Annotated in this window: 16 protein-coding genes; 2 read left to right on the top strand and 14 right to left on the bottom strand. The window is 66.8% G+C overall.

The features are described from left to right. Positions 1-112: 112 nt before the first annotated feature. Positions 113-1,489, top strand: a complete 1,377-nt coding sequence (locus BST47_RS04940) for a WS/DGAT/MGAT family O-acyltransferase (RefSeq protein ID WP_272937628.1) — start codon at positions 113-115, stop codon at positions 1,487-1,489. A gap of 10 nt (positions 1,490-1,499) precedes the next feature. On the opposite strand, the gene BST47_RS04935 is transcribed toward BST47_RS04940, so the two are convergent. From BST47_RS04935 to BST47_RS04900, 8 genes are all read right to left on the bottom strand, one after another. Beyond that, on the bottom strand, positions 1,500-2,747 hold the full coding sequence (locus BST47_RS04935; protein WP_083124088.1) for a phthiocerol/phthiodiolone dimycocerosyl transferase family protein: 1,248 nt from the start codon (positions 2,745-2,747) through the stop codon (positions 1,500-1,502). A gap of 32 nt (positions 2,748-2,779) precedes the next feature. Beyond that, positions 2,780-3,589, bottom strand: a complete 810-nt coding sequence (locus BST47_RS04930; protein WP_107528852.1) for an ABC transporter permease — start codon at positions 3,587-3,589, stop codon at positions 2,780-2,782. Continuing rightward, positions 3,589-4,395 (bottom strand): ABC transporter permease, encoded by an 807-nt coding sequence (locus tag BST47_RS04925; RefSeq protein WP_083124283.1) that lies wholly within the window; start codon positions 4,393-4,395, stop codon positions 3,589-3,591. The genes BST47_RS04930 and BST47_RS04925 overlap by 1 nt, the downstream gene beginning before the upstream one ends. 17 nt (positions 4,396-4,412) lie before the next feature. Next, positions 4,413-5,408, bottom strand: a complete 996-nt coding sequence (locus BST47_RS04920) for an efflux ABC transporter ATPase subunit, DrrA-related (protein WP_083124086.1) — start codon at positions 5,406-5,408, stop codon at positions 4,413-4,415. Positions 5,409-5,419: 11 nt separating this feature from the next. Next, on the bottom strand, positions 5,420-9,892 hold the full coding sequence (locus tag BST47_RS04915; RefSeq protein WP_083124085.1) for a type I polyketide synthase: 4,473 nt from the start codon (positions 9,890-9,892) through the stop codon (positions 5,420-5,422). Between the two features lie 2 nt (positions 9,893-9,894). Next, positions 9,895-14,679 (bottom strand): type I polyketide synthase, encoded by a 4,785-nt coding sequence (locus tag BST47_RS04910; RefSeq protein WP_083124084.1) that lies wholly within the window; start codon positions 14,677-14,679, stop codon positions 9,895-9,897. Beyond that, positions 14,676-16,427: an AMP-binding protein gene (locus BST47_RS04905; protein ID WP_083124083.1), complete on the bottom strand. Its 1,752-nt coding sequence runs from the start codon at positions 16,425-16,427 to the stop codon at positions 14,676-14,678. Before BST47_RS04905 ends, BST47_RS04910 begins: the two co-directional genes overlap by 4 nt. 471 nt (positions 16,428-16,898) lie before the next feature. Next, a complete protein-coding gene (locus tag BST47_RS04900; protein WP_083124082.1) occupies positions 16,899-17,708 on the bottom strand; it encodes a thioesterase II family protein in 810 nt (269 codons plus the stop codon). Between the two features lie 41 nt (positions 17,709-17,749). On the opposite strand from BST47_RS04900, the gene BST47_RS04895 reads away from it, so the two are divergent. Then, positions 17,750-18,607 (top strand): SDR family oxidoreductase, encoded by an 858-nt coding sequence (locus BST47_RS04895; protein WP_083124081.1) that lies wholly within the window; start codon positions 17,750-17,752, stop codon positions 18,605-18,607. Here the strand turns inward: BST47_RS04895 and BST47_RS04890 are convergent. The 6 genes from BST47_RS04890 to BST47_RS04865 are packed head-to-tail and all read right to left on the bottom strand — an operon-like array spanning position 18,604 to position 22,984. Then, positions 18,604-19,017 carry a hypothetical protein gene (locus BST47_RS04890; RefSeq protein ID WP_083124080.1) on the bottom strand — a complete coding sequence of 138 codons (414 nt, stop codon included), beginning with the start codon at positions 19,015-19,017 and terminating at the stop codon, positions 18,604-18,606. The genes BST47_RS04895 and BST47_RS04890 overlap by 4 nt on opposite strands. An 8-nt stretch (positions 19,018-19,025) precedes the next feature. Beyond that, complete coding sequence (locus BST47_RS04885) at positions 19,026-20,297, bottom strand: O-succinylhomoserine sulfhydrylase (RefSeq protein WP_165799739.1); 1,272 nt, start codon at positions 20,295-20,297, stop codon at positions 19,026-19,028. After that, positions 20,261-20,683: a rhodanese-like domain-containing protein gene (locus tag BST47_RS04880; RefSeq protein ID WP_083124079.1), complete on the bottom strand. Its 423-nt coding sequence runs from the start codon at positions 20,681-20,683 to the stop codon at positions 20,261-20,263. Before BST47_RS04880 ends, BST47_RS04885 begins: the two co-directional genes overlap by 37 nt. Before the next feature lie 19 nt (positions 20,684-20,702). Continuing rightward, positions 20,703-21,164 carry an Rv0361 family membrane protein gene (locus tag BST47_RS04875; RefSeq protein ID WP_083124078.1) on the bottom strand — a complete coding sequence of 154 codons (462 nt, stop codon included), beginning with the start codon at positions 21,162-21,164 and terminating at the stop codon, positions 20,703-20,705. 2 nt (positions 21,165-21,166) lie between these two features. Then, positions 21,167-22,435, bottom strand: coding sequence for a formate-dependent phosphoribosylglycinamide formyltransferase (gene purT / locus BST47_RS04870; protein WP_083124077.1), 1,269 nt, complete (start codon positions 22,433-22,435; stop codon positions 21,167-21,169). Between the two features lie 45 nt (positions 22,436-22,480). Further along, on the bottom strand, positions 22,481-22,984 hold the full coding sequence (locus BST47_RS04865; RefSeq protein WP_083124076.1) for a MarR family winged helix-turn-helix transcriptional regulator: 504 nt from the start codon (positions 22,982-22,984) through the stop codon (positions 22,481-22,483). Between the last annotated feature and the right edge of the window lie 4 nt (positions 22,985-22,988).

Raw genomic sequence — 22,988 nt, 5'->3', positions numbered from 1 at the left:
GCCAACTCCGATCGGGATGATATGCCGACCGGCAAGGGATTCACACGGCGCTGGTCATCCGGCCGTAATCGTAGATGGGAGCCGGGGACCGGCGGGGACGTAGTGTCATGGAGTGCGGACATGGCAGCAGCTGAGCGGACTCGACGCCAGCATGCTCTACCTCGAAACCGCAACGCAGCCCTTACAAGTGTTTTCGGTGCTGGAACTCGATCCGGCGAGCATTCCGGGTGGTTATGCCTACGAGCGTTTCCGTGACGCGTTGGCGGCGCGGGTGCGCGCGATACCGGCGTTGCGGGAGAAGCCGTCCGAACGATTCGGCAACGTCGATCATCCCGTCTGGGTGGAGGACGCCGACTTCGACATCGACCGCCACGTGCATCGAATCACCCTTGGCGCACCCGGCGGCTGGGCCCAACTCAGCGAGCTGGCCGGGCGTCTGGCGGGTCTGCCTCTCGATCGTCGCCGACCGCTGTGGGAGCTGTGGATCATCGAGGGCGTCGTCGGCGGACGGCTGGCCGTCCTGTTCAAGGTGCACCACTCGGCGGCCGACGGGGTGACCTACGCCAAGTTGCTTTCGCAGTTGTGTAGCGCCGAACCCGATTCGCCGCCGCCGGAACCGGTCGCGGCGGCGGCGGCCCCCACGCGCCTGCAGTTGGCCGTCGGCGGGCTGACCCGGTTCGCGAGCCGACCACTGCACCTTGTCGTCACCGTGCTGCCCGCGGCCATCAGAGCGGCGGTCGACTCCATTCGTCGCGCGGCGCGCGGCAGCGCGATGGCCGCACCGTTCACCGCCCCGCGCACCCGGCTCAACGGCCGGCTCACCGCGCAGCGCAATGTCGCCTTCGCACGGCTGGACCTCGACGACGTCAAGCGGGTCAAGAACCACTTCGGGGTCAGCGTCAACGACGTGGCGATGACGCTCGCCAGCGGGGTGATACGCCAGTTTTTGCTCGACCGCGGCGAGTTGCCGGAGCCCTCCCTGGTCGCGTTGGTGCCGGTGTCGGTGCACGAACCTGCACTGGGCCAGGGGCGAAACCAGGTGTCGGGCATGTTCGCCCGACTTCAGACACAGATCGCGGACCCCGTGGCGCGGCTGAGGGCCCTCGCAGCAGTGACCGCCCATGCCAAGGAACACGCTTCGGCGATCGATGCCACTCTGCTGCAAGACTTCTGCCAGCTGCTCGGCCCCATCGTCCTCGGCATCGCGAAGCGGGTGTACGCGCGGCTGACCCAGTTCCGCCCGATGTACAACCTGGTGGTGTCCAATGTGCCGGGACCACAGACGGATTACTTCCTGGGTGCCGAGGTACTTGCGGTCTACCCGTTCGGTCCAGTCATGCACGGTTCGGGACTCAACATCACGATGTGGTCGGTGAACGGGAAACTCCACGTCAGCCTGATCTCGTGCCCGGCGCTGCTGCCCGACCTGTCGGAACTGGCCGACGGCTTCGCCATCGGCTTGAAGGAACTACTCGCCGAGGTGGGCTGAGCTCGTTCTGCTATTCCGTCGCCCATGCGTACCGCGACGGGATCGCAGCCAGGAGTTCGTGAATTTCGCGCACGTAGGAATCGGGTTCCGGTCCGTGGCTGTGATAGGTGATCACCAACCGACCGTCATACGTTGCGGCGGAATACATGTCGACGCCCGCCGACGTCGACGCGAACAACACTTCGACGTCATACTCCTCGACCGTCAGCCCGGGCGGGGTGCGTACCGGTGGCAATTCTCCGCCGTCGGTGGTCATCACGACGTCGGGCAGCCCCGGCGGATTCCCCTGGTATTGCAGGCCGAAGTGTAGGAACGACTGTTGAATCACGCCGTCGGCCAGGTCGGTGCGGAACGCGTCGACGATGTCACGCGCCAGCTCCATGATGTCGGTGTTCGGGTGAATCTCGGCCAGGTACATCGCCATTCCCACGGGATTGGTGGCCTGGGTGGGACCGACCGGCGGGGTCAGAAAGAAACGCAGATCGACCGGGTACATGTACGGGATGGGCAGGTGCGGGGCATCCCGGATGGTCCACTCGGCCAACAGGATCGCCCCGGCGACCAGAGAATTGAGACTGATCCGGTGGGCGGCACAGATGTCGAGCAGGCTCTGGGTTTCCGGACGGGAGAGCCGGCAGCTGGCCGACGGTACGAGAACCGGCCGGGGGTCGATGCGTCCCGCGTTCCGCTTGGACGCGGGTAGCTCGTAGGCGAACATCGCAGGCAGATAGCGCTCCAGACCGAATCGCGCAAGCTTGCCGATACCGCGCTCGGAGAGTACCGCCTCCAACGACTCCGGAATGGGTTCGGCCTTGACCGGCGGGACACCGGCGCCGGTGACGATGTCGGTATACCAGCCGAACAACTTCTCCAACAGAGCGAACTGGTGGTGTGCGTCGGCCAGCGCGTGGTGGGTGTAGAGGGTGAGTTCGGAGCGCTCGTCGCCTTGACGCAGCCGCAGCTCGACCAGCGCCCGGGACTGGGCCGGCAGCCGCCGGGCAGCCGTGTCGTCGATCTTCTCGAGCCACATCCCCGGATGCTCGTAGTCGTCGACCATGATTTGGTGTCTGCCGTCGGCGTCTCGTTCGAGGTGACCGGCAAGGGCCGGGTACACCTGACACAGCGTCTCGAACGCCTCCGACATCGCGCCCACGTCGACCGGTCCGCGCAGAGTCAGGGTGATACCGATGAAGTTCTCGGCTTGGGCGAAGAACTCCTCGCTGGGCGATAGATGGCGGATCGGCGATGAACCAAACACCGTGAACCCTTCCTCTCGACGTGGCGCCGGAATCACCGACTGGTGCTCGCCCTGCGGTAGCCCACCATGATGGGCCCAAGGCACACCGCGAGGATCCCGGCGAACCACAGCAACGTGGTGATCATCGGCCACCACACCGGACCACCGACCGATAGCCCCCGCATCGCGTCGACGGCCGGTGACATCGGCTGGAACCGGACGAACGCCTGGACCCAGTCGGGGTACTGTTCCAACGGCACGAACCCCGTGCAGAAGGTGGCACCGAGAATGATGACGGGCTGCATCGCCTCCACCAGAACAGCTTTCGACCAATACAGCGCGACGGTCGTGGCCAGCACCGCGAATGCGATGCCGAAGATCACCGGCACCGACACCCACAGCAGCGCAGCGGCGACACCGCGGTGAAAACGGAACCCGAGGATTACGCCCGCGCCGAGGATCACCAGCGTTGTGGCGAGCACCCGGATGGTCTCGGCGGCCAGCCGCGACAGTAGTCCGGCGCCGCGGTGCAGGGGTAGCGCCCACAACCGGCCGAGAAACCCGTCGAGCCGCTCGGCGTTGATGCCCACCACGGCCGTCGTCGACCCTGACATCGTCGCCACCAGCGCCACCAGCGGCACGCTGCGGTACAGCCCGTCCTGGCCCGTGATCGACGTGATCGAGTCGCCGAAGACGACCTTGAGTGTGAGCAGGAACGCCACCGGCAGCAGCAGGGCGTGGACCAGAGTCATGGGGTTGCGCACCGACCTGATGAGCAGGCGCCGGGTGAGCACCACGGTTTGCGGCAGCAGGCGCTCCGGTTCGGCTCGCGTGGCACGGGGCACGCCGACGATCACCGTCATCAGGTTCTCCGCCGGTACACCGCGATGGCGAAGGGCAGGGTCAGGGCGATCACGCCGACCACCCAGGCCACGGCCGGTCCGATGACCGACCAGGTGACCGGTGTCGCGCCCGGCACCGAGTCACCGGCCAACGCGTGCAAAGCGTCCACGATCCGGGAGATGGGTTGATGATGGACGATCGGCTGAATCCATCCGGGAAACCGCTCCAGCGGTTGAATTCCCACCGACAGGAAGCCAAAGATCAACTGCGGCAACAGCAGCCACTGCGCGGTTCCCGCGGGATTCCGCGAGTTGGTGCCGATCACATCTGCCAAGAACGCCAGTGCCAAACCGGTGAGCAGTACCAACAGACAGAACGCCGCGATGGCGGGCGGCGCCCGGTGAAATCGGAAGCCGATGACATAGCCACATGCCAGCGCCACGACGAGCCCGATCACACAACGGTAGAGGCTCGCGCTGATGCGGGCCGACAACGGAATCAGCGGCGCGATGGGCAACGACTGGAAACGGCGGTTGATCCCCTGGATCGAGTCGGTTGCGGCGCGATAGGCGGTGGAGATCGATGCGAACGCGATGGCCTGCAACACGATCAGCGGTAGCAGGTACTGCGCGTAGCTGCTCGCCCCCAGGTCGGGCGCGTCCATGAGCCGGTTCAGTGGGATGTACAGACTCGCGGTCGCCGCCACCGAGACAGCCACGCCCACCGCCACCTCGCCGTTGCGCAATGTGGGGGTGATCAGCCGTGTCGTCAGCACCCACCATTGCTGCGCCGGCGACGGGGCAGGCCGCGTCGTGGTCAACGGCATTGACGCAATCGACGCCGTCACGAGTAGACCTCACCGACCTCGCGTTCTGCTGCGTGGTCGGTGGCCGCGGTTCCGGTCAGCGACAGGAATACGTCGTCCAGCGATGGCCTGCGCAACATGACGTCGGCCAGCTCGATGTTCGCCGAATTCACGCGCAACAGAGCCGCGGTCAGCATGGCCGGTCCGTCCGGCGCGGGCAGGCTGACCCGATCGGACTCCGGGCTGATCGCGGCCCGACTGGCGGCCGGCACCAACGTGCCCAGCGCCTCGACCAACGCGGGCAGGTCATCCGGGTTGCGGGGCACGATCTCGCAGTAGGTGCCTCCGGTGCGCTCCTTGAGTTCGTCGGCGGTGCCCTGCGCGACGATGCTGCCGTGGTCGATCACGATGATCCGGTCGCTCAGCGCGTCCGCCTCCTCGAGGTATTGGGTGGTCAGCAATGTCGCGATGCCCGCGTCCTTGAAGGTGGTCACCAACTCCCAGATGGCTTGCCTGCTGCGCGGATCCAGTCCCGTCGTCGGCTCGTCGAGGAAGACCACCTCGGGACGAACCACCAGCCCGCAGGCGATATCGACGCGCCGGCGCATGCCGCCGGAATACGTACTCACCCGACGGCCCGCGGCGTCCTCCAGGTCGAACTCGCGCAGCAGAACACCGGCCCTCGCCGCAGCGCTGGACTTGTCCAACCCCTGCAACCGGCCGAACATCACCAGGTTCTCGTATCCGGTCAACATGTCGTCGAGCGCGACATGCTGGCCGGTGAGCATGATCGAACGGCGCACCATCGCCGGGTCGGAGACCACGTCATGACCCGCCACGCTGGCGCGTCCGCGATCCGGCGTTGTCAGCGTCGAAAGGATCTCCACCGTTGTGGTCTTGCCTGCGCCGTTGGGTCCCAACAGCCCGACCACCTCACCGCGGCCTACGTCGAAGGTGATGTCGCGCAACGCCGAAACCGAACCGAACGACTTGCCGATGCCTTCGAGTTCCACACCCTTGTCGGACTGTGACATCGCTTCCCTACCTACTCATCGTCGTCGAGAACGGCCGCCGACAGGTCCACCAGCGCGAGTGCTTCGTCCTCCGCTTCGGCGCCGTCACCGCCCTCGTCGCCCGCAACCGCGTCCTCGATCAGGGCGATCAGCGTGGCACCGAACCGTTCCGCGAGTGCCTCGGCGATGCCGCTGGGCACCCGTCGGCGGTCGTACCACCAGTCCACGTGAAGCACGCCGCCGTGTCGATAGGCCCGCAGTTCGAGCAGATGGCCCAACCCCGGCAGGGTCTGCCGGATCGTCAGCTCGGTGTCGCCATCGACTTGCACCGCCGCACCGGTCTCCTTCCATTCGGGGAGCATGCCGAGATAGGAGAAGAAGATTTCCGACGTGGGCGTGGCCTTCAGCAGCTCTGCGGTCGGCGCGTGCAGGTAGCGCAGGAGCCCGTACCCGATGCCGTGGTGCGGCACGGCCCTGACGGTCCGGCTCACCTCGGCCAGCAGCTGAGCCGCGCTGGCCCCCGGGATGTCCATGCAGGGCAGGGCGATCGGATGGATCGCGGAGAACCACCCGACCGTTCTGCGTACGTCGACCTCCGGCCGAAGCACCGATCGCCCGGCACCGGCGAGGTCGACCGTCGCGACGCCGTCACCGACGATGATCGCAAGGATGCGCGCCAGCGCGGCCAACAGAATCTCCTCGGTCGACGCCTGGGAGATTCGGCGGGCGTTGTCGACCTGCGAGGTCTGCTCGGGGGTCAATGCGGTGGCCAGTCTGGTCAGGTCCGCGGCCCCAGGCGCCCCGCCGTGCCCGGCATCGAGCTGGGGGCCGGCCAGGCTCACCGTCGCCATCGCGGCATGGTCGATCCAATAGTTGCGTCGGTTGAGCACCGCGGGGTGAGCGGCCAGCGCCGCACAGCGCCGTGACCACTCTCGCCAGTCCGTGGTGGCCGGTTCCAAGGTGATCTCGCTGCCTGCCAGTCGTTGCGCGAACGCGGTCAACAGGTCGGTCACCAGGATCTCGCGTGATTTCGAGTCGTCGACCATTCCGTGCAAGGTGAGCACCAGAAACCGGGGGGAGCCCTGCGCGTCGACGACAAAGGTGCCCGTCAACGGCGCGCTGTCGAGGTCCTGTGCCCCAATCGTGTCGGACACGATGGTCGAAAGCGCCTCTCGCTCAACATCGTTGCCCGGCAACGCATCTGCGGGCAGCGTGTGTTGCGTCAGCCCTGCATAGTCGGCAGGTTCGCTGATGTGCTGCTCCCACACCCCCGCGCGGTCGGCGACCCGCATCCGCAACGCGTCATGGTGGTTGACCACCGCAGTCATGACGGCGGTGGCATCCTCTGCACTCACGGACGGGTCGATGCGCAACACCAACGGCGTCCGCCAGCGGCCGGGTTCGGCCAACCCGCTGTCGAGGAAGCGCAGGATGTTCGGCGGAACAGGTGGATTCAGCTCGTCGGTGGGCTGGCCGCCCAGACCGCCGGATGCGTATCGGGCGACCAGGGTGTCGGCCAACGCGCCAAGGCTGTCATGGTCGTACAGGTCCTGCGGGGTGAGCTCCACACCTTCGTGTGCCGCGGTCATCGCAACGCCGATCGCCAAGAGCGAGTCGCCGCCCAGTTCGAAGAAGTTGTCGCCCGCCGCGACCGACTCGACGCCCAGACACTGCGACCAGATTCGCTGCAGCGTCGCCAGCATCTGCGAGCGGGCGTCGGTGGCGAGGGCGGGTTGCCCCCCGTCCGGTAGTGATTTCGCTGCCGTGACGATTGACGCAGAAACATCGCCCGATCGCACGAAGGCGGCGGGCTCGATCCAATGGCGCTGCCGCGCAAAGGCATAGCCGGGCAGCGTCACTAGATGCGGCCGATGGCCGTGGCGCGCCGTCCAGTCGACGTCGACCCCGGCCGACCACAATTGGCCGAGTCCGAGCAGAAAAACGTCGCGGTCATTCCTGCTCTGCAACGGGTGCCGCATCAGGCGAACCGCGCGGTGGGTTTCCGACCACCCGGGCAGGCGGACGGCCGATCCGGTCAAACTGCCGCCCGGCCCTACCTCCACGAGCACCCGGTGCCCATCGACGAGCAGTTCGGCAAGCTCATCGGCGAACCGCACGGTGGACCGGATGTGCTTCGCCCAGCGGTGGGGATCGGTGGCCTCCTCAGCGGTCATCCACGTGCCGGTTATGTTGGACAGCATCGGGATTCGGGGCGCGTGCAGCGTGACGGTGGACAGGTACTCCTCGAACGGAGCGAGCACCGAGTCCATCGATCGCGAATGGAAACCATGCGAGGTTCGGACCCGCCGGGCCAGGATGCCCGCGGCGGCAAGGCTATCGGTGAAGGCACGGATGGCCTCCTGGGAACCGGCCACCACGCAATTGCCGAATTCGTTGATGGCGGCGAGGTCCACGTCGGGCGTCATGTGCTCGGCGATGTCGTCGGGGGCGGCGGCCACCGCGACCATGGCGCCGGCCGGCGCGGCGTGCATCAGGCGGGCGCGCATCGACACCACCTTGAGCGCAGTCTCCAAGTCGAAGACCCCGGCCAGGGTGGCGGCCACCAGCTCGCCGATGCTGTGACCCGCCAATGCCGCCGGGGTGACCCCGTACGCCATGACCAGCTGCGCCAGCGCGTATTCCACTGCGAAGAGCGCCGGCTGGGCCAGATCGGTGGACTCCATGCCTGCCCCGTCGAACACCTCGGCCACCACGTCGATGCCGAGTTCCTGGCCGAATCCAGCGGCGCACCGATCGAAGGCCTCGCGGAACACCGGTTCGGCGTCATAGAGGTCGTGGGCCATGCCGACGTGCTGCGCGCCCTGCCCGGGAAACAGGAACGCCACCCGCTGCGCGCCGGGCGTGATGCCGGGCGGACACTGGCCGACCGAAACATTCTCGTGTTCTTGTTGGTCCGGCGGGGCGGTCAACACGGCGGTGGCGTTGGCGCGGTCGGCAACGACGGCCGCCATCCGGACCTCGTAGGCCCGCCGACCCGCAAGCGTGAACGCCACATCGGGCAGCGACGGGTCTTCGTCGCGTGAGTGCCGGGACAGTTCGGCGGCGAGCGCGGCCCTGGCATCCTGCAGGGACTCGGCGGTGCGCGCCGACAACAGCAGCACCTGCGGGCCGCTGGCGGGCGCGGTCACGGAGGTGCGTGGCGCCTCCTCGAGGACGACGTGCGCGTTGGTGCCACCGACACCGAAAGAGCTCACCCCGGCACGGCGCGGTGCGTCGGATTCCCAGGGTGTGTAGGTGTTCGCAACCACGAATGGCGTCTTCTCGAGGTGCAGCTCGGGGTTGGGGGCGGTGTAGTGCACGGTCGGCGGAATCGCCTTGTTCTCCAGGCAGAGAATCGTCTTGATCAGGCCGGTGACGCCGGATGCCGCATCCAGATGACCGATGTTCGACTTCACCGAACCCAGCACGCACGGGCCCGGTCGATCCAGGTCAGAAACCTCGAAAGCCTGTCGCAGGGCTTCGATTTCGATCGGATCACCCAGTGGGGTTCCGGTTCCGTGGGTCTCCACGAATCCGATGGTCGAGGAGTCGACACCGGCGACGGCATGCGCTTCGGCGATGACCTCCGCCTGGCCGGTGAGCGCAGGTGCCGCGTAGGTCATCTTGACCGAGCCGTCGTTGTTGATCGCCGATCCGCGGATGACGGCGTGGATGCGGTCGCCGTCGTCGAGCGCTGCCGCCAGCGGCTTGAGTATCACCGCCGCGACCCCGCTGCCGAAGATGGTGCCGTCGGACCGCACGTCGAACGGTCGGCAGTGACCCGAGGCCGACACCATCGCCCCGGGTTCGTAGGTGTAGCCGACATGATGCGGCACCCGAATGGAGGCCGCACCGGCCAGCACCATGTCGGATTCGCCCGACAGCAGGCTCTGGCAGGCGAGGTGTACTGCCACCAGCGATGACGAGCAGGCGGTTTGCACCGAGATACTCGGTCCACGCAGATTGAACTGGTGCGACGCCCGCGTCGCCAGGTAGTCCTTGTCGTTCAGCAAGACCAGGTTGAACATCTCGACGGTGATGCCTTCGCCGACGAGCGCCTTGGGATCACGGTGCGACATCAGGTTGTTCATCAGGTAGCCGCTGGCGGTGCTGGCGGCGAACACGCCGATCGCTCCGTCGAAGGTGGCGGGGTCGTACCCGGAATCCTCGAAGGCGTGCCACGCGGTCTGCAGGAACAGCCGCTGTTGCGGGTCCATCATCGCGGCGGTGTACGGAGTCATCCCGAAGTATTCCGCGTCGAACTCCTCGGTCCCGTCGAGCAGCGGCGCACGCCGCACATACGCCGGATCGGCCAGGGTTTTGGCACTCACTCCGGCAGCGGCAAGCGCATCCTCGGACAGCGTGGCGATGGACTCCTCACCGCGACGCAGGTTGTCCCAGAACGTAGTCACCGAGTCTGCGCCGGGAAACCGCCCGGCCATTCCGATGACCGCAATCGCGTTGGGCGGCAGGTCATTCGAACCGGTCGTCACATCGGAGTCCATAGCTAAGCTCGTCCTTTCCGTCTGCCGGCAGCAGCTTCCTGGCGGGCCTTGGCGCGCTGCTGGGCTCGGGCGCCCAGGCCGGATCGAGCCGTCGCCGGGATTTCGGTCGCCGTCACGTAGCCCATGCGCGTGCATAGTGCGTCGGTGAGACGCGCGATGGTCGGGTACTCGTAGATGACCGCCGCCGGCAGCGTGATGCCCAAACTCGCGCCGAGGCTGCGCTGAAGCGTCACGCTCATCAGAGAGTCCATCCCGAGTTGGAAGAATCCGGCCGCCGGGTCCAGGGTCGCGGTGGGAGGCAACCCCAGGACGTCCGATGCCAACGCACCGATATGGTCGGCCAGCAGGTCGCGACGCCGCTCCGGTGTGCACTCGCGCATCGCCTTGGCGAACTCGCTCTCCGGGGTCGGCTCCTCCGCTTGGGCGGCCAGCTCGCCCGCCAACACGTCATCGACGATGCGCAGCGCTCCGCGGGTGCGGTAGGCCGCGGCGAGCAGCGGCCAATCCACGTCTGCGACGGTGCACCGCAGCGGCGCGTCGGAAGCCATCACCAACGACAGCGCGCGAATGGCCACCTCGTCGGGCATTGGCACGAGCCCCGAGTTCGACATGACCTGATTCGCATCGGTTTGCCCCTCCGCCAGCGACTTCCACAATCCCCAGTTCACCACCGCAGCAGGCAGACCCATGTTGCGTCGGGCGTAGGCGAAGGTGTCAAGGAAGTTGCTGGTCGCCGTGTAGTGGGCGAGCCAGCGCGAGCCGAGCAGTCCCGAGATCGACGAGAACAACACGAAATGGCGAACGGCGGTTCGCAACGAAAGGGTGTGCAGCACGCCGAGCGCACCAAGCTTCGGATCGAACATGGCGTTGACATCGTCGGTGGTCATGTCGGACAGCGCGACCGGTCCTCCGCCGAAGGCCGCGAGGTAGATGCCCTCCAGAGCCGGGAGGTCGGTGCCGAAACGGCCGAACAGTGCCGCCATCGCGGTCTCGTCTGCTGCGTCGGCCGCCACCGTGATCAGCGTCGTTCCCTCTGCCGATAGCCGGCGGGCCAGTTCGTCGAGCCGCCCGCCGGGATTTCGCGAGACCGCGACGACGGTTCCGGCGCCCATGTCGGCGAGCTGTTGGATCAGGTGCGGCCCGATGCGACCGGTGGCGCCGATCACCAGGTGGGCGGTGTCCTTGCCCAGCAGACCGTTCTGCGCCGCCGGAGGAGTATGCCGTCGTAGCCGCGGCACGTGCCGGGCTCCTGTCCGGTAGACGACCTGGTCCTCCTGCTCACCGGGTCGTGGTTGCGCCTCGGTCAGCACGTACCGCGCCGTCAAGACGGCAGGCACGGCGTCATCGACATCGATTACGCCACCCCAGATCTCAGGGTGCTCCAACGCAAGTGTGCGGCCCAGACCCCATAGCACCGCGTGTGCCGGATTGGCGCGATCGCCTTCGGCGACCGGCTGGGCGTTGCGGGTGACGAAGTACAGCCGCGGCGGTACGGTCATCGAAAGTAGTTCTTCGACAAGACTTCTCGCCTCATTGAACAACGCGTATGCCGACGGGACGTCAATGGTTGCGCCCATGAGCGTGTTAGCGGTCGGCGCGAATACCACGTTGTCCACCTCACCCAGCGCGGTGCGCAATGCGGCCCGGTCGGCGCTCCAGTCCGCAGGTAGGCCAGGAACACTTCCTAATTCGGCACCGAGGGCGGTGTCACCGAGGACCAGCCATGGACCCACGCTCACAGTGTCGGCAGCGGGAAGCGGCTGGATGGGCCAGGTCGGCTCGTACAGCCAGTCCGTCGAGACGGGGCTGGTTTCGCCCGCCGAGGGTCGGTCTGCGCGGCGACCCCCAAATCCGTTGATGGACAACGCCGGTGCGATGTCCATCCAGTGCCGGGCGTGGCGCCACGGGGCAACCGGAATGGCCGGGTGCGGCTCGGCGGGATGTTCACCGTGCGGTGGACGGACGGTATGTGTCGCATTGAGGTTCGTGTGAAATTCAAGGGTGTCGTGAGCGTCGCGCTGCAACGTGCCGAGGCTGTGGTGATGCGCGTTGCCCGTGACCGGCTCGGCGAGCGTGTCCGAAATCGCCTTGGTGAGCAGTGGATGTGGACTGATCTCGACGAACGTGCATGCGGTGGCGCCTGCGGTGGCGACGGCATGGCTGAACCGGACTGGGTTGCGCAGGTTGGCAGCCCAGTGGTCGGCGTCGAACAGCGGTGCGGCACCGGCGTTCTCGACCGTGCTGATGACCGGGATGAGCGGAGACCTCGGCGTAAGGCCGGCCAAGGCCTCCTTCAACTCCGGCAGGATCGGATCCATCATCGCGTGGTGGGACGCCACATCCACGTTAACCCTGCGGGCGAACGTATTCTGCGCAATCGCCCTGGCGACGACGGCGTCGACGGCCTCGGTCGGCCCGGCGACCACAGTCTGGCGCGGTGAGGCATAGACCGCCACCGTGACACCTGGAAATTCGGCGATCAACGCCTCGACGGCCGGCGCATCGAGCTCCAGCAGCGCTATCGCGCCCCTGTCGGCGCGTTCGGCCATCAACCGCGAACGGGTCGCGATCACCTCCAGGCCCTGCGCCGGAGTAAGGGCGCCCGCCACCACGGCGGCCGTCACCTCACCCATCGAATGTCCGATCACGGCGTCCGGCTCGACCCCGTACGTACGCCACAATGCGGTCAGTGCAAGCTGCACGCCCACCAGCACCGGCTGGATTCGCTCGATTCCGACGAGTTCCTGTCCGGTGGTCAGCACGTCGTGCAGCGAGAACCCCACCTGGGCAACGAAATCCGGCTCCAGCTCGCCGACAGCGGCGGCGAACGCCGGTTCGGCGGCGAGCAGGCGTCGGCCCATCCCGGCCCACTGCGAACCCTGACCCGAATACACGAACACGGTGCCGGATCCGCACGGCCCCTGGTGGAGACCGACCACGCCGGTCGCGAGTTCGCCTGCGGCGACCGCACGCAGTCCGGCGATGGCGTCTGCGCGGTCGACCGCACAGACGGTGGCGAAAGTCGGGTGCTGGCTCCGGTGATGGTTGAGCGTGTGCGCGACGTCGGCCAGCGGCACCAGCGCCCCTGCGTCGGCCATCCAGTCGGCCAACGTCGTCGCCATCGCGGTCAGGCGCTCGTGGTTCTTTCCGGTGACGACCAGAGTGGTCACCTGAGGGGCCACCGTGGGCTCCTGCACCCGCACCTTGGGGGCCTGCTCGAGGACCACGTGCGCGTTCGTTCCGCCGAAGCCGAACGACGAAACGCCTGCGAGGCGCGGGTGTCCGGTCGCCGCCCATTCGGTCGGTTCGTCGACCACCTTCAGCCGGAGCTCGCCGAAGGGGATGTGCGGGTTGGGGGTTTCGAAGTGCAGGTTGGCTGGAATTGCGCCGCGTTGCACCGCCAGGGCTGCCTTGATCAGCCCGACGATGCCCGCGGCTGCTTCCAGGTGGCCGAGGTTGGTTTTCACGGCGCCGACCAGCAGCGGCGCGTCGGGTTGCCGTCCGCGCCCGTAGACCGCGCCGAGGGCGCGGGCTTCGATGGGGTCACCGAGCAACGTTCCGGTCCCATGCGCCTCGACGTAGGCGACCTCGGCGGGCTTGACGCCCGCATCGGCGCAGGCGGCCCGCAAGACTGCGGCCTGCGCGGCCGGGTTCGGAGCCATCAGTCCATTGGATCGACCGTCTTGGTTGACGGCCGAGCCGCGGACGACCGCGAGTACCCGGTCTCCGTCACGCTGCGCGTCGGAGAGCCGCTTGAGCACCGCGACGCCGCAACCCTCACCGCGGACGAACCCGTCGGCGGCGGCGTCGAACGCATGGCAGGCGCCGGTCGGCGACATCGCTCCCGCGGCATCGAAGCTGCGCGTGATGGCAGGCGAAAGCAACACATTCACCCCTGCGGCGATCGCCAGCTCGGATTGGCCGGTGCGCAGGCTCTGACAGGCCAGGTGCACCGCGACGAGCGAGGAGGAGCAGGCGGTGTCCACGGTGAGCGACGGTCCACGCAGGTCCAGGAAGTAGGAGAGCCGATTGGCGATGATGCTCAGGGCACCGCCGGTACCCGTCCAGGCGTCGATCTGGCCCAGGTCACGCGCGGCCAGGTAGCCGTATTCGCTGACACATGCGCCGGCGAACACCCCGGTCTGCGAACGCTGCAGCGATTCGGCCGGGATGCCTGCGTGTTCGAGCGCTTCGACCGCGACCTCGAGCAGTAACCGCTGCTGCGGGTCGATGCGGTCTGCTTCGCGCGGCGCGATACCGAAGTATTCGGCGTCGAAGGCGGCGATGTCGCTCAGAAACGAGCCCCACTGGGTGGTTTGGGCCAATGCCGCGGCCGCCTCCGATGAGCCGTCATCGAATGCCTGCCACCGCCCGTCGGGCACAGTTGAAACCGCGGAGCGTCCTGCGGTCAGGAAGTCCCACAGCGCATCGGGTCCATGGATGTCCCCCGGCAGTCGGCAGCCCAGCCCGATGACGGCGATCGGCTCGTTCAGCGAGCCGCCCGCGGTGCCGGGCGATGAGCCGACCGCCGGCTCCAGATCGGGGTGGAGCAGCGCGTGAGCCAACGCGTTGATGGTCGGGTTCTGCCAGAAGTCCACCGGTGAGACCGGTCGGCGCAACAACTCCGACAGTTCACCGGACAGCACCACCGCGTCGCGCGATCCCACGCCCAGTTCGTTGAGGGGTGTGTCGAGGTCGATCTGGTCGGGGCTGCAGCCGATATTGGTGACGAGGTAGTCGACAAGCCAGTTTCGCAGTTCGGGTTCGAAATGACCCCACGACGTCATACCGAGATGTCCAGCCGGTCGAACTCGCCCTGTCGATACAGGTCCGCACATGACGACCGGCGGATCTTGCCGCTGGTGGTGATCGGGATCGAACCGGGCGACACCAGCACGAGGTCACCGACACGAAGATTGTGTAACCGCCAGAGCGCCGTGGACACTTCGCGTTTCACCACGTCGAGCCGCTCGGGATGCTCATCGACGGAGCCGCGTTGCTTCAGCTCGATGATCGCGACGAGGTTCTCGGTGTCGTCGTCTTCGACGGCGATCGCGGCGACGCGACCTCCGGTGATCTCCCCGATCGTCGTCTCGATGTCGTCGGGATAGTGGTTGCGGCCATCGACGATCAACAGGTCTTTCAGGCGCCCCATGATGTACAGCTCGCCGTCGGAGATGACTCCCAGGTCCCCGGTGCGCAGCCAGCTCGCGGCCGGTGTTCCCGTTGAAGGATCGGTGATCCGTGCGTCGAACGTGCGCGCGCTCAGCTCCGGTTTGCGCCAGTAGCCCTGGGCGACGTTGTCCCCGTGCACCCAAATCTCGCCGATGGCACCCGCGGGCTGCTCGATGCCGGTCTCCGGGCGAACGATGCGGATCATGCAGGCGCGAGGCGCGCCGTAACTCACCAGCTCGGTGGTGCCGTCGCGGCCCCCGACGCAGGGGCGGGCAAGGCCGGCCGACAGTTGCGCGAGGTCGAAGCGGGCCGTCTTGACGGCCCTGCCGGGTGGCGGCGTGGCCACGTAGAGCGTCGCCTCGGCCAAGCCGTAGGAGGGGCGGATCACATGCCCTTGCAGGCCGAACGGGGCGAACCGCCCGTTGAACCGCTTCACCGTGGCGCTGGCGACGCGCTCGGCACCGCTGAGAATGGCCTGCACTCCACCGAGGTCCAGACCCGCCATGTCCGCATCGGAGGTCCGCCGGACGGCCAAGTCGAATGCGAAGTTGGGCGCCGCGGAAACGGAGTGAGGATGGCTGGCAAGAAGCTGAATCCAGCTCGCGGGTTTACGCAGGAACGCCAGCGGGCTCATCAACACCGCGGGGCGTCCGGTGACCACCGGTGCGCAGACACCCATGATCAGGCCCATATCGTGGTAGAAGGGCAGCCAGGACACGATCACGGTGCCTTCGGGAGTCTGGCCGTTGTAGTCGAAATAGTCCTGCACCGCCTGGTCGAGGTTGGCCGTGACATTGCGGTGCGTGACCATCACTCCCGCCGGAGTCCTGGTGGAGCCGGACGTGTACTGGAGGTACGCCGCGCCGAGGCCGGAATGGTCGGTGGTGTCGAGGTCGCGCGTGGAATCCAAGTCGAGCAGGTCGACCTCGATCAACGCAGGTCCCTGTCGGCCGCGCTGGCCACTCGCGTACTTGTTGACGTCGGCGACGACCGATGAGGTCGTCAACAGCGCGACCGGGGCGCTGTCCTGCAGTGTGGAAGCAACCCTGAGATCGTGAACGCCGAACTGGGGCACTGACAGCGGAACTGCGATGAAGCCTGCCTGTAGCGCGCCGAGGAAGCCGACGATGTAGTCGAGGCCCTGCGGGGCCAGGATCGCCGCGCGATCACCCGTCGTGCCGACCCGGCGCAGTTCCTCGGCCACGACCAGCGACCGGCGGTAGACCTGTGACCACGTCAGGCTTTCAGCGAAGCCGGTTCCGTCCAGGGCTGCGTCCATGCACGTGTACGCCGTGGCGTCGCCGTGCTCGGCGGCACGCGCGCGCACCAACGCAGGAATCGACAATTCGGTGTAGGGCATGCTGGGCAACCTCTTCGTGTCTTCGCCTATGTTTCGCAACCGGGTTGGACTCGAGCGTGAGGTCGGGATGCAAACCAACATGCGCCGTCCGGCAAACTCCAGTCAGGAAGAGAGAGCCAAGCGCCGACACTTCCCGGGCCCGTGCGGGTGCGGACCCTGCACCGAATTTAACAGTCGCGTCAATCGGTTGCCCAATCGGTCAAGGCGCCGCAGCTGACACACCTACTATGTGCGCAGATGAAAAACTTTGCCCGTGGTGATCGTGGTCCAGTGCATCTCGACAGATCATGCGCCAGCGCTGCCGGTGCGCTGCTTTTTTGGAGCCTAGGACGTTCCATGAACCGTCGGCGGCGAGATTTGCTCTCCAGTTCTCCCTTAACGTTTGCTGAGCAAAAGTCTCACCAGTCAGCAATCCCGCGATCACCGGCCGTGGGCTGACGGTCGAAGACCGGTGCTGCAGTGGACACCCCGCTACCCACTCGGCGGTGCACCGGAGCATCGGGTGAGCAAGCGTTCCTCCACCCACGGCGCGAGTTGCAGCAAATTAGCGTTGATGTAGAAATGGTCGCCGGGGAAGACGGTGAGATCGAAGTCCGACGTTGTACGTTGCGCCCACGGTGTCATCAGTTCGGCAGTGGCCAACTCGTCGTTGTCGGCCATCAGCCCGTAGATGGGGCACGATACCTTCGTCTCGGGCGGGCAGTCGTAGGATGCGATCGCCTTCAGGCCGCGCAGCGTCGGCAGCAGGGTGGCGGCGAATTGCTCGTCATTGAGAAACTCCGGATTGGCCCCGGTGACGTCGCTCACCAAGCTCAGCATCTCCAGGTCAGAACCCTGCAGACCGCCGTGCTGCCGTAACAGCCCGGGGGCGGCGGACGCCGATGCGAAGAATGCCGCGATGGGATTCCCGGCCCGTTCGAAACGCATCGCAACCTCGAAGGCCAGCAGGGCACCCATGCTGTGCCCGAAGAACGCGACCTGCCCTGCCGGAGCATCGGCGGGCTTGAGCAGTGTGCAGAGCTTGTCGGCCAGGTCGGGGAGACTCGTGTACTGAGACAGGTCCTTGCCTGCGCGCTTGCCCGGGTACTGGACCCCCACGCATTTGGTGCCACCGGTGAACGCTCGGGCGAACGGCACGTAGAAGTTGGCCGACCCACCGGTGTGGGGGAAGATGTAGAGCCGCGGCTCGACCTTCGTCTTGTCGTGCTCTGAAGTCACGGCCCCACGGTAGATGGACGCGGCGCCGGCGACCAAGATTCTGCGCTGCCAGCACCAGCACATCCCCTTCCGAGCCAAACTTGACACGTGTAAAGTTCGGCCGCATGGACAACATCCGGGGAAAAACCATCGCGATCACCGGCGCCGCCCGCGGCATCGGATACGCCACCGCCAAAGCGCTGCTGGCCCGTGGCGCCCGCGTGGTCATCGGTGACCGCGAGGTAGCCCTGCAGGAATCGGCCGTCGCTAAGCTGACCAACCTCGGCCAGGTCTCGGGCTATCCGCTGGATGTCACCGACCGGCAATCGTTCGCAGCGTTCCTCGACAAGGCGCGTACTGACGGCGGTGGCCGAATCGACGTGCTGATCAACAACGCAGGCGTCATGCCGATCGGACCGTTTCTGGAGCAGTCGGAACAGACCATCCGCTCGACCATCGAGGTGAACTTCTATGGCGTGCTCACCGGATGCCAGTTGGTGCTGCCCGAGATGGTCGCTCGTCGCAGCGGCCACATCATCAATATCGCCTCACTTGCCGGCATGCTGGCCGTCCCGGGACAGGTTGTCTACGCAGGCACCAAGTTCGCGGTGGTCGGACTGTCCTCGGGGCTCGCCGACGAATTCTCGCCACAGGGCGTCGAGGTGAGCTGTGTGATGCCGACGTTCACCAACACCGAGTTGGTCGCCGGCACCCACACCTCCGCGGCGCAGAAACCGGTGGAGCCCGAGGACATTGCGGCGGCCGTCCTCAAGGTGCTGGACAAGCCGAAGACGCTGGCATCGGTACCGCCGTGGGGGCGATTCTTCGGTGCGATCACGCCGATGCTGTCGGCGAAGACGCGTCGCTGGATGTCGCACAAGATGGGCAACGACACTGTTTTCCTGACCTTCGACCGGCAGGCGCGCCAGAGCTACGAGCAGCGCGCGCAGGACGCGCAGGGCGTCGTCGAGGACAAGCCCTAGGCGAACTGCGGGATCGGGCTCCCCATGCGGTAATCCTCGATCGCGTCCAGATTCTCGAACAACTCCTCGAGCCCGAACTGGTAGTCATCGGCGGTGCCGACGAACACGACGTGGACGACGTCGACGTCGTCCGACGTCATGGCGATCGTGGTCACGGGCACCACGTCCCCGACGTCAGGGACCTCCGCCGTCGACGGGATGAAATACCAGAGCGCCGACTCATCATCGGAGAGCTCTTCGTCAAAAACCCAGCCGCGCTCCGTGATTCGCTCGTCGAGCCGCTCTAGCACCGCAGCAAGCTCGATGTCGTCGGAGAGCCCTTCGAGCACGGTGTCGGGAATCCATCGCGAGTTCTGGGCCGTCTGCCGCTTCTTGCGGCGAGCCTGTTTCGCTTGGGACTTGCGAGACACCGTTGAACCTACGACAACGCCTGGTCGAGATCGCCGATGAGGTCCTCGGTTCCCTCCAACCCCACCGAGATGCGCACCACCCCGTCGCCGAGACCGATCGCGGCGCGACCCTCCGGCCCCATCGAGCGGTGCGTGGTGGTGGCCGGGTGGGTGATCAGCGACTTGGAATCGCCGAGGTTGTTCGAGATGTCGACGATCCGTAGCTTGTCGAGCACCTCGAATGCGCGGTCCTTGCCGGCACTTGAATTATCGGCACCGCCGGCCGCCTTGAGCTCGAACGTGACAACCGTTCCACCGCCGGTCATCTGGCGCTTCGCCAGGTCGTACTGCGGATGCGACTCCAGGAACGGGTACCGCACCCAGCTCACGGCCGGATGGTTCTCCAGGAACTCGGCGACGCGGTGCGCCGACGCGTTCTGGTACTCGACGCGCACCGACAACGTCTCCAGACCCTTCAGCAGGGTCCACGCGTTGAAGGGGCTCAGCGCGGGGCCGGTGTGCCGCATCAGCTTCTGCACGGGCTCGTCGATGTACTGCTTGTCGCCGAGAATCGCGCCGCCGAGCACCCGGCCCTGCCCGTCGATGTGCTTGGTGCCCGAATACACGACTACATCGGCGCCCAGCGGCATGCCCTGCTGCAGAATAGGTGTGGCGAAAACGTTGTCCAGCACCACCTTCGCACCGACCGCATGGGCCATCTCACATACCGCGGCGATGTCCACGAGCTGCTGCATCGGGTTCGACGGCGTCTCGAAGAACACCGCCTGCGTGGGCACCGAAAGCGCCTCCTCCCACTGCGAGAGGTCGTCGCCGTCGACGAACACCGTCTCCACACCCCAGCGCGGCAGGATCTCGCTGCAGACCACGAAGCACGAACCGAAGAGGCTGCGCGCGGCGACCAATCGGTCACCCGCGGCGAGCAGCGCACCCAGCGAGGTGAACACCGCGGCCATCCCCGTCGCTGTCGCGAAACACGCCGGCGCACCCTCGATCAGCCGCAGCCGCTCCTCGAACATCGAGATCGTCGGATTTCCGTAGCGCGAGTAGACGTAGCGGTCGATGTCGCCCGTGAACGCCTTCTCCGCCTCTGCCGCAGAGGAATACACGTACCCCGACGTGAGGTACATCGCCTCGGCGGTCTCCTGAAAGCCTGACCGCAGCAGGCCGCCGCGCACTCCGATGGTCGCCTGGCTGACGCCCTCGGGCAGTTCGGCCGGCCGACGGACGGAAAAAGCCTCTGGGCTCACGACTGCCTCCACGGCAGGCCGACGGCCTTCCATCCGGTGCCGCCTCGGTGCTTGTTTTCATCGAGATTGCCCTCGAACCCATCGAGCATGTTGTAGGACGGTGCGATGCCGGCGTCTGTCGCGGCCTCGGCGGCAGGGATCGAGCGATTGCCGGAGCGGCACAGGAACACCACCGGTCTTTCCTTGACGGGACCCGCGACCCCGATCTTCTCCACGAGGTCGTCGACGAAATCGTCGTTGTGTTTGCCGTCCGAAGTGTTCCATTCGACGTAGACGACCTCGCGGTCCAGACTCGAGAGATCGGCCACCCCGACGAACCGCCACTCGGCCTCGGTTCGACAGTCGACCAGCACCGCCTCCGGGTTCTCGGTCAGCAGCTTCCATGCCTCCGCAGGCGTGATGTCTCCGGCATAGCTCACGATCGTGAGTGTCCCACAGCTAGCTGGGGGCCTGTGTACAGACCTTCCATGCCCCGTCCTCGAGCACGAACGTCGTTTCGACATCGGTGGTGACGTCCGACGCCTTGTCGAACTGGTAGGTCACCTTGGCCGTGGCGCGATCGCCGTTGACCACCACGTCGGTGACGTCGGCGATGCGTCGCGTGCCCTGGTTTTCCTTCGAATCGCGTTGATCGGCAAGCACTTCAGCCTCGGTGCCCTGCTCCGCACGGCACATGTTGCTGCGGAAGTCGGCGTAATTCTCCTTCTGTAGCGCATCGTTCTGCGCCACCGCCGCGCGCACGATCTGCTGCTCCGGCGACAACTCGTCACCCTGGAAGAAATTCACCAGCGCAATTGCGATCACGACAATCGAAATGATTGCCAGCGCACCCAGGAAAGGTGCCGCAGAAGGCCGGTCCGCGCTGGGCTCCGGTTCGGAATTGGGCTCGGGCTCGTTCATGGCTACCAGAGTCTGCGCAGCGCCGCGGAAACCCGGCGGGCCCGGTCCCTGGCGATGATCGGGTCCGGGGCGGTCGCGAGCGCCACCCCAAGGCGGCGCCGCCCCTCGGTCTCGTCGGGCCTGCCGAACAGTCGGACATCGCTTTCCGCCACGGCCAGCGCCTCGGTCAGCACCGCGTTCAGCGGAGCGCCACCACTCTCGGTCGCGTCGGCTCCGGCATAACTGACCTCCGCGGCCGCCGGCGAGATCATGATGGTGTCCACCGACAAGCCGAGGATCGCGCGCGCATGCAGCTCGAACTGCGAAAGTCGTTGCGAGCGAAGCGTTACCAGCCCGCTGTCATAGGGTCGCGGCCGCACGTTGTCGAAGTAGACCTCGTCACCGCGCACCAGCACCTCGACACCGAACACACCGCGGCCACCCAGCGAGTTGACGATCCGGGCCCCGATCGACTTCGCGGCATCCAGCGCGGCGGGTGACAGCTGCTGAGGCTGCCAGGACTCGAGCATGTCGCCGCCGAGCTGCCGGTGCCCGATCGGTTCACAGAAGTGCACCACGGGCCCGGTCGACCCGATGGTGCGGATGGTGAGCAGTGTCACCTCGAAATCCACTTCGACGACAGCCTCGGCCATCACCCGGTTGTGCGGTATCCGGCCCGCGGCGACGGCGCGATGCCAGGCCGGCTCGACGTCTTCGGGACGCACCAGCACCGACTCGCCCACCCCGGGAGCCGCCGCGATCGGCTTGACGACCAGCGGAAAGCCTGCGTGCCGCGCTACCGCGCTCAGTTCCTCCGCAGAACCCGCGAACCAGAACGGGGCGGTCGGCAGGCCGAGTTCGTCGGCGGCGAGCCGCCGCAGCCCCTCGCGGTCGAGGGACAGCCGGGTGCTGCGCGGCGTCGGGAACACCTCGATGTCGCCGCGTTCGGCCACCGCGATCAGCGCGTCCGCGGCGACCAGGGTCGCCTCGGCCACCACGTACCTCGGCTGCTCCTTCTCGATCACCGCCGTCACCGCATCGGCGTCGTTCAGCTTGACGACGGCCGATCGGTCGGCGACGCCGTGCGCCGGCGCATCGGCATAGCGGTCCACCGCGATGACGGTGGCGCCGAGCCGCTGAAACGCGAGCGTCAGCTCCCGGCTCAATTCGCCCGACCCGAGCAGCATGACCGTGGTCTGGGGGGCGGGTTCGGGACTGGGTTCGGGCGCCGTCTCGACCTCGTCGGAGTCGATCTGCGCCATTAACTCGTCACTGTCGGTCGTTTCACTCATCGCGGGTCCAGCCTGCCAGATGCGCGGATCGCGAGGGGGTGAACCTCAACCGGACGTCACGTCGAGCTGGTTGCGGAACGCATCCATCGCAGCGATGAGGGCCGTGAAGGTGCGGTGTGCGGCGCGGAGATCGTCGTCGGAGACTCCGGCCAGCGCGATGCGGGTCTGCTCGGCCAACGGGGTGAAAAAGCCGCGTGCGACGTGCATCCCGTGGTCGGCGACACGCAGGATGACCTTGCGACGGTCGGCGGGATCGGACTCGCGCAGCAGGTGGTCCGATGCGATCATCCGCTCGACCAGGTACGTGATCGCCGCGCCGGACATGCCCATCCGTTTGCGGAGTTCGCCCGCGGTCAGTGGGGTTCCGGCGGTCTCGGCGACCATGATGTGCAGCAACGCACGAAAGTCGTTGGCCCCGACATCGTGTTGCCCGGCGAAGTGACGGCCGATCTGGTCGGACTCCGCGTTCATGGCCCGCACGTCGGCCGCGATCATCGCCTCCAGTGCGTCGCGGTCGTCGTTCACAGGGGAAGCATAAGCCGAAAACATTCAT

It is taken from the genome of Mycolicibacterium tusciae (genome assembly GCF_002086795.1).
GTDB lineage: Bacteria > Actinomycetota > Actinomycetes > Mycobacteriales > Mycobacteriaceae > Mycobacterium > Mycobacterium tusciae.
The sequence above is the reverse complement of the archived record's forward strand: the minus strand, read 5'-3'. Positions and strand labels throughout refer to the sequence as shown.